Raw genomic sequence first — 12,473 nt, forward strand, 5'->3', positions numbered from 1 at the left:
GAATTAATAGGAACCCCGTAGGTCGGATTAGCGCAGCGTAATCCGACAAGCACCCGACCCCCGCGCCAAACACGGGCTTCGGGAAACTAAACTGCCTGACTGATAATGACCCGAATCTGCAAGGAGCCCTCCATGAACAAACCGCTCTCCATAAACAAGTCGCTTTCACTTGTGTTCATTGCCGGCCTGCTGAGCCTGATGATCGGCTGTGCCAGCACAACCTACGATTTGCCACCGGTCACCGATAGCGATACATCCGGCGAACCCGAGCCAGCACAAACCTACCCGGCCGGTGAACCGGCACCCTCTATCGACAGTGAAGAAGCCGATGTGCAGGCGCCCGAGCCGGTCCCATCGACCAACCCTGCCGTCACCAGTCTCACCAATCAGGCGCGTGCGCAATACAACACCCGTGATTATCAAACCGCTATCGCCACCGCCGAGCGCGGCTTGCGGATTGACCGTCGTTCGCCGGAGCTTTACCTGATCATTGCGCAGAGTTATGTGCAGTTGGCGATGCCTCAGCGTGCCGAGCAGTTTGTGCAACAGGGGCTGCGCTATAGCCAGGCAGGTTCAGCGGTCGCCGAGGCATTGTTGCGGGTAAGGGATGCGGTGTCTTCAGGGTTTTAATATTTTGGAGGCTGTTGCTCCGCTTCTGGCTTTGAGGCTCGGCGAACACTGTTTTGAATTAGGGCTTGGCTCTTCAATCTATGGTTTTTCTGCAAGATTGTGTTGGATTACGCTGCGCTAATCCAACCTACTTCCGCTCTTCTTTCAGCTAATCTTTGTGTCCGTTTTACCAGATCCCCGCCGTTATCAGCGGCAGGGTTCCACTTCGCTTCCAAGTCTCCTCTTTTCGCGTTTTCTGCCACATTTATGGCTTTTGGCGCCGTTTTGTCAGTTTTTGTAATTTTGTGGATTTTTGCCCACTTAACGGCGATTTTTTCTTGCACAAACTGCCTGATTGCGTAATCATCTGGCCACGATAAACCGTGGGAAGAAGGCTTTTCGCCTTGGCATCTCCCGAAAACGACCGGCCACACAACCATAAATCAGGCAGGTTAATACAGCGATTATCGTCGGGCTGCGGACGGTGTGTTTTGCTCAACCGCCCATCGACCCATCAACCGTCCCGGGATTCGTCCTGAGGAACAGCAAATAATAATGATAGAGAGAGCAACCCTATGAACAAACCTATGCACAAAAACCCCCTATCGCTTTGTATTTCAGCCACCAGCTTATTGTTGGGGCTGGGCGTGATGCCCGGTCTGGCAATGGCGCAGGCCGAATCTGACGGCATGATCGAAGAAGTGCTGGTCAGCGGCAGTTATCGGGGCAGCCTGGCGAGCGCGCTTGAACAGAAACGCAATGCGCCCAATGCCAAAGAAACCATCATGGCCGAAGACATCGGCAAGATGCCTGACCTTAACCTGGCCGAATCCCTGCAACGCGTACCCAGTGTCACCATCACCCGCGAAGGCGGCGAAGGGCGGCAGGTGAGTGTGCGTGGCTTGGGTCCGGATTTCAGCCGTACTACCTTGAATGGTATGGAAGTACCCGCCAGCGGCGGCGGCCTGGATTCGTCCGGCGGTGTTAACCGTGGCCGCGCGGTGGACTTCAATATCTTCGCATCTGAATTATTTAATCGAATTGATATTCACAAAACTCCCATCGCCTCGGTTGAAGAAGGTGGTCTGGGCGGCACCATTGAATTGCACACGGCCAAGCCGCTGGATAACCCCGGCTTTCATGCCATCGTCGGTGCACAGGCAACGGTGGATAACGTGGCGGATGAGTTGGACCCGCGTTTTACTGCATTAATCAGCAACACCTTTCTTGATGATCGTTTAGGTGTGCAGTTCTCTATCGCCAAATCCGAGCGCACGGTGCAGCAGGAAGGTTACGGTACGGTGCGTTACAGTGCGGCGGCAACCGAAGGGCGCGCCTGGGCGGATGTCAGTGATACGGTGGTGAATGGCACGCCGAATCCCTTCGCCAATATTGCTGACCCGGATGGAGAAGATCCTACCGATCCTGCTTCAAGCAACTATGATCCCGAAGATCCGGACGGCCTGCGTTACATGTGGATGCCGCGCCTGCCGCGCATGGACTTTTTCAGCAACACGGTCGACCGCACGGGTATGACCGCCGCGTTCCAATTCCGCCCCACCGATAAGCTGGAATTGGGACTGGATGTGGTGAGTTCGAGCCTGGAAAATGATCGGATTTCTTACAACTACGCGGCGCAATTCCGCAATTCATGGCCTGGTATCACGCCCGAAGAAATCACCCTGGACCCCACCGGTCGCTATATCGTCGCGGGCACTTTCTCCGGTGTGCGCCCTCGCTCTGAAAGTCGGGCGCAGTATTCGGAATCCGAATTCCTGCAAACAGTATTAACTGGTAGCTATGAATTCACCGAGAATGTGCGTTTGAAAGCCTTGGCTGGGCGCGCCACCTCCGAGCACGATGAAGAACAATACCGTTTCAATATTGATGGGCCGGTGGGTGGCAGTACCTTCACCTTTGATTCCACCAACCCCAATATTGCCGAAATGTCCTACGGTTTCGATATGCTCGATACCGCCAACTACACCACTGGCGGCGGCTTAACCATTCGTAAGGATGTGGTAGAGCGGACTAATGAAACCTATCGTCTGGACCTGGAGATCGATGGTGACTTGTTTAATACCAAGTTGGGTTTGATATCTAATAGCCGTGAAGTGGATTCATTAAATTACACGCCTGTTGGTTTAACCACGCCGACCACCGATACGCCAGTAGATAATTTCCCCGGTATGGCGGTGACATTCCAGTCGCAGGTCGGTGGAGACTTTGCATCGGCATTGAATCCGCCGGCTGGTTTCCCGCAGAACTGGATGGTGCAGGATTTTGATGTTGCGATTCAGGTGCATAACGCCGGTGAGTTCGAGCCAGCATTAACCAACTCACTGAGTTGGAATGTTGAAGAAGAGACGCTTGGTGTATACGGCCAATTGGATTTTGATCTCGAACTGGCTGGTCGCCCGTTGTATGTGAATGCCGGTGTACGAGTGGTAGAGACAGATACTAGTGCGTCCGCTTACACCGCTATCACCGGCACACCAGAACCTGTGATGGCTGAAAGTAATTATACGGATACCTTGCCCTCGTTGAACTTGTCTTGGGAGCTGCGTGACGATTTGGTGTTGCGTTTCAGTGCGGCTAAAAATATTACTCGTCCAAGCTTGGGTGATCTTGTTCCATCCATCACCGCGATCACGCCAGTTAATGGCAACATTTCTACCGGTAACCCGGATCTGGAAGCGATTACGGCGGATTCATTTGATGCGGGCATTGAGTGGTATTTCACTGATGAGTCTTTGCTGGCCTTTACCGTATTCCATAAGAAAATCGAAGGGTTTATTGCGGACGAAACGGTTAACGGTACGCTTAATCCGGGCATTGCTGCTGCAGTTTCCTTACGTCCGGAATATGACCCCAACGATCCGCTTTATGATCCCGGCGTAACTCAACCCGACGGTACCTGGAACGTTAGTCGCCCGGAAAACGCGCAGGACGCTGACCTGGAAGGTTTTGAGCTGGCCTATCAACAACCCTTTACGTTCCTGCCCGGCTTCTGGAGTAATTTCGGTGTAACCGCCAACTACACGCACGTGGAATCCGAAGCATTGTTTGGTGAAGTGAAAAGCAGCCTGCCGGGCCTTTCGGAAGACAGCTACAACTTCACGGCCTATTATGAAACCCCGCAATGGGGTGCGCGTTTATCCTGGAATAATCGCGATGATTATGTCACCGCGACCTCCGGTTCCAATGGCAATGCCCGTGAGTTCAACACCGGCCCGACTCGCCTGGATGCGTCCGCGTTTTACAACGTGACGGATAACATCACCGTGCGTCTGGAAGTGATCAACCTCAATGAAGAGGAAGAGCGCAACTATACCAGTGGTCCTACCGGTGACTTCAATTTCGTGCGTGAGTATAACTCTACCGGGCGCGAAGTTTATCTCGGTGTGAGGGCAACTTTCTAATCGCTTGACCTGTTCTACCGCTAGTTGTTTTTCCCACATCTTGCGTCACCGGAGTTGTTTTCCGGTGGCGCCTTTTTTATCTGCAATGAATGCACTGGCGGTAATCTTCTTTTTTCCTTTTCGCTTTTCACAAGAGAATTTTCCTATGTGTGGCAAGCCATTCTTTTCTGCTTTTTGTTTCAGCATTCTTTTGGTATTAACCGGCAACAGCCTGGCTGATGATAAACCGATCCCTGTCAATAAAAGCTGGGCAGAGCGCACAGCTTTATCTGTCATACAACGCAGCCCCGAAGCCTGGGCCATGCGTGACTATAAACTGATGGAAAAACCCCAGTGGGCTTATACCTATGGTTTGGTCTTGCTGGGTTTTCAACGTTTATATGAAAAAACGGGCGAGCAACAGTATCTTGATTATGCCAAGGCTTATGTTGATCAATTGATTGATGAGCAGGGCAAGATCAAAGGTTACAACATCGCTGATTTCAATATTGATTCCATCAACAGCGGAAAATTATTATTTTTATTGCACGACCAATATAAAGATCCGCGTTACCTGACGGCTATGCAAAACCTGCGTCAGCAACTCGAATGGCAACCGCGTACGCGCAGTGGTGGCTTGTGGCATAAATTAATTTATCCCTGGCAGATGTGGCTTGATGGACTCTATATGGGCGCGCCTTATTACGCGCAATATGCGCAGCAATTTAATGAGGGCGATAAAGCCTTTGATGATATCGCGCATCAATTTATCCTGATTGAAAGCAAAACTCGCGATGCGCAATCCGGTTTGCTGTATCACGCCTGGGATGAAAGTACCTTGCAATTGTGGGCCGATGATAAAACCGGTTTGTCTCCGCATTTCTGGTCGCGCGCTATGGGTTGGTATGCGATGGCGTTGGTGGATGTGCTGGATTATTTTCCGGAGGAGCATAAAGATCGGAAAGAGCTGATTGTGATTTTAAATCGTCTGGCGGATGCCTTGGTGAAGGTGCAGCATAAATCCGGGTTATGGTATCAGGTGACGGATCAGGGGGATCGTTACGGTAATTATCTGGAGGCGTCCGGGTCGGCGATGTTCGCGTATGCGTTTGCCAAGGGCGCGCGTAAAGGTTATTTGCCGGCGCGGTTTAAAAAAGTTGCGGATAAAACTTTTGATGGATTGTTGAAAAACTTAGTGGTGGTGGATAAGCAGAAGCAGGTTCATTTGACGCAGATTTGCGGGAGTGCGGGTTTGGGTGGTGATCCTTATCGGCCGGGGACGTTTGCGTATTATGTGGGTGAGGCGATTCGGGTGGATGATGCGCATGGGGTGGGGCCGTTTATATTGGCGGCGTTGGAGTTGGGGCGGTAGTTTGATGAAATTTAAGTGAGAACGGCGTGTACCGCGAGAGAGTCTGAAAACGCATAGATACGTCCCTGTAGCTCCCTCAAGTCGTCCCTGACTTGAGGGTTTCAGACTCTCTCGCGGTACACGCCTCCGTGCCATTTTGCGAATAGTAAAGTTTAAAACTGCGTCGAAATAAATTAAAAAAACGAGAGAAACCAATATGAAATCAACTTTCCTGGGTCCAATAAAAATTTTCCTGTTTTTTGTCGCTGTATCAGCTGTGGAAACATCAAGCGCTGTCGATACGCAGGCAGACTGGAATATGGCGGCGGCGATTGTGCAGGCGATTGAGCTACCAGTGATTGGGGGTGATGATTATCTGATTACTGATTTCGGGGCGGCGAGTGGTGGAAGGAAGGATACGCGGCCGGCGATTCTTGAGGCGATTAATCAGGCGAGCGCGAAAGGCGGTGGGCGCGTGGTGATTCCGAAGGGGACCTGGTTGAGTAAAGGGCCGATTCATTTGAAGAGCCATGTTAATTTGCATGTGGCGGAAGGGGCGACTTTGTTGTTCAGTGCGGATCATGAGGATTACCTGCCGGCGGTGTTTACGCGGTGGGAGGGAACGGAGATGTATGGTTATTCGCCGCTGATTTATGCCCATAAAGTAACGGATGTGGCGATTACCGGAACAGGTGTAATCGATGGTAATAAAAACAGCGATTTTCACGCGTGGCATAAGCGGCAGGGCGATGATATGACCGCGTTGCGGCGGATGGGGATTGATGGTGTGCCGTTAGAGAAGCGGCAGTTTCATAAGGACCATTTTCTGCGGCCGAGTATGATTCAGTTTATCGACGCGCAGCGGGTGTTGTTGCAGGATTACACTGTTACCAATTCGCCGTTCTGGGTGAATCATCTGGTGTACACCGACCACGCGATTATGCGCGGGGTTAAAGTGGACAGTATGTTTCCCAACAACGACGGTGTTGATGTGGATTCGAGTCGTTATGTATTAATCGAAAACAACCGCTTCAAAACCGGTGATGATGCCGTGGTGGTGAAATCCGGGCGCGATTACGATGGGCGCAAGATCGCGCGGCCCAGTGAAAATATTGTGGTGCGCAATAATGAAATGGCGGGTGAGGATGGTATTGCGTTAGGCAGTGAAATGTCCGGTGGTATTCGCCATGTGTTTTTCTCCGATAACATTTACCGCAACGGTTCCGCGGCGATACGTTTTAAAGCTAACCTGGACCGTGGCGGCGTGGTCGAGCATGTGCGGGTACGCAACATGGACATTGAAAAAACCGGGCAGCTTTTCTGGTTTGAATTGACCTACGCTGCTGGCGCCATGGGTGGTAATTTTCCGTCTATTTATCGTGACATCGTGTTTGAAGATATTACCGTCGGTGAGACGGGGTTGGTATTTAAAGCAAATGCTCCTAAAGGGTTTCCGCTACAAGATGTGACCTTGAGAAACATTACTATTAAAAAAGCGGATGAATTATTCGTGATCGATAATGTCGACAATCTGGTGTTTGATAATGTGCAGATCAACGGCCAGCGTGTGAATGGGCGGTTGGATTGGAAGTAGCATGGTTCAGAGTGCTTCGTAGCCCGTTTGTCATTGGGCCCTTTGTTTCGAAAACGCATGACAAATTGGCAGGAAGCAAATTTGCACAGCGAAGCTGCCCGAAGGGTGAACCACATGGATGTGGTGAATGAATCGTCCCTGTAGCTCCCGCAAGTCATCCATGACTTGAGGGTTTCGAAACAAAGGGCCCAACGCCAAACTCACATTGTGCAGAATTCAAGTGTTCTCAAAAAGTGCAGCTTCTGAACTGTTAAGCGCTTTTGCAAATAATTAAGTTTCATTCTCTAAATCCTTTACTTGCTCAAGACAAACATCCAAAATTTTATTCTTCAATTCATCATCAACCACCGCGCGTGAAAGCGCCAATCCACCGATCAACATCACGCTGGCTTTAATCGCGTTTTCTTCCGAGAGCCCCAGTCCAACCAACATCGCCTGATACCTGGTAAGGATGTGTGTATAGGTGGCCTTCACCTTGGGCTCACGATGTCCGATATCCGTCACTAGAAACGCGAGCGGGCAGTAGCGGTCGGCGCGTGCGTGGCGGCCGATCTCCAGGTATCGCTCAGCCAGTTCTGATGCTTTAGCCGGGTTGCCATGGCAAATCCTGTCGCGGGACAGGAGCGCGCCGGCCACCATGGATTGGTGATACATATCCGACTTGGATGTGAAGTGTGCATAAAAAGCTCCCCGCGTTAATCCGGCGTGCGCCATGACATCGTCGATGGAGACAGCGTCGAAACCCTGGTGGCTGAAGAGTTGTGCGGCGGATGACAGGATGCGGTCGCGGGATTGGGTTTTATGTTCGGCATTCCAGGGCATGGTATGAACTCCAAAGCGGTAACAGGCGGCAGTATGGCAAGGGTTTACAATATGTTCTTGAACATATTTTATTGTGCCTCTTAAATGGATGCCTCGTCACCTGTCTTTTTTTGCTGGGAGAGCACCATGTCCACATTGAAACTGTACGGCCCGGAATTTTCATATTTTTTGCGCTCGGTTCGGCTATTGTGTCAATTTAAAGGTTTGGCTTATGAGGTGACTCGCGCGCCTTATGGCAAGGAGATACCGATTTTTGGCGATGAACATGCCAGTTTGCATCCTTTCAGAAAATTACCTGTATTGATTGATGGAGACTTGGTTCTGCCGGAAACCATGGCCATTGCATTTTATCTGGAGAGCAAGTCGGGGCCCAGTTTTCTGCCAGGTTCGATAGAAGGGAAAGCAAAAATCCTGGCGCAGGCGGGGATTGTTTCGTTGTATGCACATCAACACCTGGTTAAGAATTTGCTGCTCGAATTTGCCTTTCCCAAAGGCGATCAGGGCAATGTGCGGATTGATGTGGTTAAAGACAATCTACCCGCTGCACAAAATGCAATGCGCTGGATTGCCGATTCTGTCGGGAGTGCACAATATTTTATCGCGGGGCAATTTACCTTGTGTGATGCGTATTTGATTCCCATGCTGGATTATATTGATCAACTGCCTGAGCCATTTTGCATCAACAAACAGTATGCAAACCTGAACGATTACCTTGCCTTCCAGCGCGCCCAAACCTATGCCGAAGGCGTGCTGGGCGCGCGCAAAGCTTGAGACGCTTTTCACATCAGCTGATAGATTGCCGGATATGCAAAGGATTGCTGTCCAATAACGCATCTGGCAATAACGCGGGCGGTACATCCTGATAACACACGGGCCGTAAAAACCGCTGAATTGCAGCGGAACCCACTGATGTTGTGCGGCTGTCCGTGGTGGCGGGGAAGGGTCCGCCATGAACCATGGCATGACACACTTCGACACCAGTCGGAAAACCGTTAAATAAAATTCGCCCGGCTTTACGTTCGAGTTCTATCAATAACGTTTTGGCCAGCGCGTTATCTTGTGGGGAGCGCGCATGAATGGTTGCGGTTAATTGACCTTCCAGGTGTGCAGCCAAATGCAGCATTTCTGTTTCATCCTTGCACTGCACAATCAAACTGCATGCACCGAAAACTTCCTGGCTCATAGCTTCATCAGCTAAAAAGGCTTTGGCGCTGGTACTGAATAATGTTGGTCGGGCTTGATTCGCATGCGTTGCCTGTTGACCCTGAGCGATCAATTTAACTCGCGGGCGTTGCGCGAGTGTGTTCACGTGCGCGTTGTAGTTTTCATAAATACCACATGACAGCATGGTCTGATTAGGTGACTGTGCAATACACCGGCCCGCCGTTTGAATAAAACGATCCAGCGCTTCACTTCTAACACCGATCACCAATCCGGGATTGGTACAGAATTGCCCAGCACCCATCGTCAGCGAACTAACAAAATTTTCTGCAATCGTTTCAGCTTGCTCCGCCAGGGTGGCCTGCAATAAAAATACTGGATTGATACTGCTCATCTCCGCATACACGGGAATGGGTTCAGCGCGTTGCGCGGCGACTTGCTGTAGTGCTAGTCCACCGGCACGGGAGCCGGTAAAACCCACCGCTTTAATGTGTGAGTGGCGCACCAGAGCTTGCGCCGTTTCATTGTCGTTGAGATACAGCAATGAAAAAGTACCCTCCGGTAATCCACATAAATTCACAGCGACACGAATGGCGCGACCGACCAGTTCCGATGTGCCGGGATGTGCCGGATGTGCTTTCACGACCACCGGCGCACCAGCGGCCAATGCGGAAGCGGTATCACCACCGGCAACAGAAAATGCCAGCGGAAAATTACTTGCGCCAAACACGGCAACCGGACCGAGCGGAATATAATGCATGCGAATGTCCGAGCGCGGCGGTTGGCGTTCTGGTATGGCGCGATCAATGCGCACATCCAGCCAATGACCTTCGCGCACTACGTTGGCAAATAATTTAAGTTGATTCACGGTGCGCATCCGCTCACCTTCAAGTCGGGCGCGGGGCAAACCGGTTTCGGCCATGGCGCGCTCGATCAAGGCATCGCCCAGTTCAAAGATTTGTTCGGCAATGGTTTCGAGAAAACGCGCGCGATTATGCAAGCCTGTGTGGCGATAGTGATTGAATGCGGCCGCTGCAAGTTTGCAGGCTTTATCTACCTCGGTTTTGGTACCGCCAGGGTAGGCCGGTTGCAATTGTGTGCCGGTGGCTGGATCAACCGCGTAGATAACAGGACCGGAACCTTTAATGGTTTTTGCGCCCAGCAACATTTCTCCCGTTAGTATCATGGTTTACGCCTCCGCCGCGTGACGCAACTGAATGCGTTTTACCGGGCCCAATAAAAACGTGTAAGACAGTGCGCCGGTTATCGCGGCTATGCCCACCAATCCCAAAGCCCAGTTAAATGAGCCGGTATGCGCGAGGATATAACCAATGGCAATGGGCATGGCGATGCCTGCTAAATTGCCCGCAAAATTGCATACGCCACCGGTCATGCCGATTAATTCTTTCGGTGCAACTTCCGAGATTATCGCCCAGGACATGGAGGAAATACCTTGCGCAAAAAACGCAAAGGATAAAATGGCAATGGCAATCATGTTGGAGGTGGTGAAGTTGGCAAGGAAAATTGAAGAAGCGAGCAAAAAACCGGTCACAATCGGCAGCTTGCGCGCCACTGACATGGAGTAACCACGTTTCAATAAAGTGTCGGACCAATAGCCACCCAACAACACACCCAAACTGGCGGCAATATAAGGCAAGACGGCAAAGAAGCCCGCTTTTAACATGGTCATGCCGCGCGCTTCCACCAGATAAGTTGGGAACCAGGTCAGGAAGAAAAATAACGTCGAGGAGATGGCGAACTTGCCAATACAAATCGCCCAGATTTGGCGATGCTCAAATAATTGCCATACCAGCGACCATTTAAAATTTGCCTGCGCTATGCCGCCAGTCAAAGCACCGCCCGACTCAATGTAGCGCAACTCTTCTGCATTAACCCGCTTGCTGTCTTTCGGGTCGCGATACAATTTGAACCACACACTGGCAAATAAAATACCCAAGCCACCAGTGACATAAAACACTTCCCGCCAACCATAATGCGACGCAATCCAGAACAATAACGGCGTAAACATAGCAGTGCCGATGTACTGGCCTACGACATAAAAACTGGTGGCAGACCCGCGTTCGCTTTTGGGAAACCACATGGTGACCACGCGGTTGTTAGATGGGAACGCTGGTGCTTCTGCCGCGCCCACCGCTAAACGCAAACCAAAGAGCGCTGCAAAACTGCCGGCGGCACCTTGCACAAAGGTCGCGGCCGACCATAAAAATAACGACCAGCCGTAAGCCACCCGCGACCCCAATCGATCGACGAGATAACCGCCGGGCAAATTGGCGAATGCATAAGTCCAGGCAAAAGCAGAAAACAATAAACCCATCTGTACAGGGGATAGGTCCAGGTCTTTTGACAAGATTGGTGCAACAACGGCGAGGTTGGTGCGATCAACATAATTGATCACTGTCGCGAAAAAAATCAGCGCCAGCATCAGATAGCGGGTTTTGGTTGGCGGTGTCGTGGCGGCCGCTAGCTTTAACCCCGAATCATCGGTGAGCATAATGACGTCTCCATTTTTTATCTATTATTCTTGGTGTTATCGTTATGGCGTGCGATAGAAAAGGTGCATCCCTGCGCGAACAATCGTTAAGCTATAAAATAAAAATCAAACAGATAATTTTCGCCAATCGTCTAACAAAACGGCCAGTCTCTCACGCTGGCCTGGATTCAAGGCGATAACGCCGGGCGCTCGCACAGCACCGACAGCAATACCTATCTGGTTCATGGCTTCTTTAACAACGGTAACATTGGCACCGTTACTTTCGAGGGTGCGCATCTGTTCAAAGTCCGCAATGGCATCAATCAGAAGCCGCGCTTTCGCCAGATCATTTTCCTCCAGTGCGGCATAAATACGGAGCGATAATTCCGGATTAACATTCACCAGCCCGGAGGTAAAACCCCGTGCGCCGCAGGCATAAAACGGCAGCGCCCAACTTTCCGCCAAGCCGCAGATCCACTGCAAGGCCTGTCCGCGAGTGGCACGAATACATTCCGCCAGACGCAAAGGATCAGGCACGGCATATTTAATAGCAACCACATTTTCAATCTCGCCCATGCGTACAAAATGTTCCGGCATCAAACCCGGACTGCGCGCATAAGCGATGATGGGAAGGTCAGTAGCATCCGCGATTTGTTTTATATAGTCCACCACCAACCGCGGTGAGCAAAAAGGGTCGGGCGGTTGGTGAATCATCAATGCATCGACACCGACATCTTTAGCGGCTGCCGCCAGTTTAATGGCTTCCCGCGCACTGCGCCCGACACCGGCGGTAATAAACGCGCGCCCCGCGTTGGCTTCCACGGCGAGTTCGTAAACCCGGCAGATTTCTGCCAGGTCCTGTGCATAAAATTCACCGGTGTTGCCACCGGTGACAATGTTGTGAATGCCAGCGCTGGCAATCCCATCGACAACCTTGCGTAATTGCGCCTCATGAATTTCACCGTCGTCACCAAAGGGTGTGACGTGAACACCGGATATACCGGCGAGCGCCGTTTGAATGCTGTTCATTATTTTCTCTCACTC

At 51.2% G+C, this 12,473-nt stretch carries 11 protein-coding genes; 5 read left to right on the plus strand and 6 right to left on the minus strand.

Annotated elements, in window-relative coordinates; genetic code table 11:
• The first annotated feature begins 132 nt into the window (after positions 1-132).
• Positions 133-630 (plus strand): hypothetical protein, encoded by a 498-nt coding sequence (locus CBR65_RS17330; RefSeq protein WP_232461239.1) that lies wholly within the window; start codon positions 133-135, stop codon positions 628-630.
• 107 nt (positions 631-737) lie between these two features.
• Here CBR65_RS17330 and CBR65_RS17335 read toward each other — a convergent pair whose 3' ends face one another.
• Positions 738-953 (minus strand): hypothetical protein, encoded by a 216-nt coding sequence (locus CBR65_RS17335; RefSeq protein WP_157672131.1) that lies wholly within the window; start codon positions 951-953, stop codon positions 738-740.
• Positions 954-1,184: 231 nt separating this feature from the next.
• Here CBR65_RS17335 and CBR65_RS17340 point away from each other — a divergent pair, with 231 nt between their 5' ends.
• The gene (locus CBR65_RS17340) at positions 1,185-4,031 is read left to right on the plus strand and encodes a TonB-dependent receptor (protein ID WP_087468021.1); all 2,847 of its coding nucleotides are present in this window, start codon (positions 1,185-1,187) and stop codon (positions 4,029-4,031) included.
• 45 nt (positions 4,032-4,076) lie between these two features.
• Here CBR65_RS17340 and CBR65_RS22535 read toward each other — a convergent pair whose 3' ends face one another.
• The gene (locus CBR65_RS22535) at positions 4,077-4,307 is read right to left on the minus strand and encodes a hypothetical protein (protein WP_232461240.1); all 231 of its coding nucleotides are present in this window, start codon (positions 4,305-4,307) and stop codon (positions 4,077-4,079) included.
• Positions 4,308-4,332: 25 nt separating this feature from the next.
• Here CBR65_RS22535 and CBR65_RS17345 point away from each other — a divergent pair, with 25 nt between their 5' ends.
• Together CBR65_RS17345 and CBR65_RS17350 are read left to right on the plus strand one after the other, a co-directional pair.
• Positions 4,333-5,382, plus strand: coding sequence for a glycoside hydrolase family 105 protein (locus CBR65_RS17345; RefSeq protein WP_232461241.1), 1,050 nt, complete (start codon positions 4,333-4,335; stop codon positions 5,380-5,382).
• A gap of 196 nt (positions 5,383-5,578) precedes the next feature.
• Positions 5,579-6,955 (plus strand): glycoside hydrolase family 28 protein, encoded by a 1,377-nt coding sequence (locus CBR65_RS17350; protein WP_087468022.1) that lies wholly within the window; start codon positions 5,579-5,581, stop codon positions 6,953-6,955.
• Between the two features lie 270 nt (positions 6,956-7,225).
• On the opposite strand, the gene CBR65_RS17355 is transcribed toward CBR65_RS17350, so the two are convergent.
• On the minus strand, positions 7,226-7,777 hold the full coding sequence (locus CBR65_RS17355) for a TetR/AcrR family transcriptional regulator (RefSeq protein ID WP_087468023.1): 552 nt from the start codon (positions 7,775-7,777) through the stop codon (positions 7,226-7,228).
• A 126-nt stretch (positions 7,778-7,903) separates the two neighbouring features.
• On the opposite strand from CBR65_RS17355, the gene CBR65_RS17360 reads away from it, so the two are divergent.
• Positions 7,904-8,548 (plus strand): glutathione S-transferase family protein, encoded by a 645-nt coding sequence (locus CBR65_RS17360; protein ID WP_157672132.1) that lies wholly within the window; start codon positions 7,904-7,906, stop codon positions 8,546-8,548.
• A 13-nt stretch (positions 8,549-8,561) separates the two neighbouring features.
• Here the strand turns inward: CBR65_RS17360 and CBR65_RS17365 are convergent, their stop codons facing one another.
• From CBR65_RS17365 to CBR65_RS17375, 3 genes are all read right to left on the minus strand, one after another.
• Positions 8,562-10,124, minus strand: a complete 1,563-nt coding sequence (locus CBR65_RS17365; protein WP_087468025.1) for an aldehyde dehydrogenase (NADP(+)) — start codon at positions 10,122-10,124, stop codon at positions 8,562-8,564.
• A gap of 3 nt (positions 10,125-10,127) precedes the next feature.
• Positions 10,128-11,450, minus strand: a complete 1,323-nt coding sequence (locus CBR65_RS17370) for an MFS transporter (RefSeq protein ID WP_087468026.1) — start codon at positions 11,448-11,450, stop codon at positions 10,128-10,130.
• Positions 11,451-11,555: 105 nt separating this feature from the next.
• Positions 11,556-12,458, minus strand: a complete 903-nt coding sequence (locus tag CBR65_RS17375) for a dihydrodipicolinate synthase family protein (RefSeq protein ID WP_087468027.1) — start codon at positions 12,456-12,458, stop codon at positions 11,556-11,558.
• Positions 12,459-12,473: the final 15 nt, after the last annotated feature.

This window comes from Cellvibrio sp. PSBB006, from assembly GCF_002162135.1.
Classification (GTDB): domain Bacteria; phylum Pseudomonadota; class Gammaproteobacteria; order Pseudomonadales; family Cellvibrionaceae; genus Cellvibrio.

Bases quoted from the DNA above. Each gene is read 5' to 3' on its own strand.
- CBR65_RS17330 (WP_232461239.1), top strand. From the start codon at position 133: ATGAACAAACCGCTCTCCATAAACAAGTCGCTTTCACTTGTGTTCATT.
- CBR65_RS17340 (WP_087468021.1), top strand. From the start codon at position 1,185: ATGAACAAACCTATGCACAAAAACCCCCTATCGCTTTGTATTTCAGCC.
- CBR65_RS22535 (WP_232461240.1), bottom strand. From the start codon at position 4,307: ATGACAGATAAAGCTGTGCGCTCTGCCCAGCTTTTATTGACAGGGATC.
- CBR65_RS17345 (WP_232461241.1), top strand. From the start codon at position 4,333: ATGCGTGACTATAAACTGATGGAAAAACCCCAGTGGGCTTATACCTAT.
- CBR65_RS17350 (WP_087468022.1), top strand. From the start codon at position 5,579: ATGAAATCAACTTTCCTGGGTCCAATAAAAATTTTCCTGTTTTTTGTC.
- CBR65_RS17355 (WP_087468023.1), bottom strand. From the start codon at position 7,777: ATGCCCTGGAATGCCGAACATAAAACCCAATCCCGCGACCGCATCCTG.
- CBR65_RS17360 (WP_157672132.1), top strand. From the start codon at position 7,904: ATGTCCACATTGAAACTGTACGGCCCGGAATTTTCATATTTTTTGCGC.
- CBR65_RS17365 (WP_087468025.1), bottom strand. From the start codon at position 10,124: ATGATACTAACGGGAGAAATGTTGCTGGGCGCAAAAACCATTAAAGGT.
- CBR65_RS17370 (WP_087468026.1), bottom strand. From the start codon at position 11,450: ATGCTCACCGATGATTCGGGGTTAAAGCTAGCGGCCGCCACGACACCG.
- CBR65_RS17375 (WP_087468027.1), bottom strand. From the start codon at position 12,458: ATGAACAGCATTCAAACGGCGCTCGCCGGTATATCCGGTGTTCACGTC.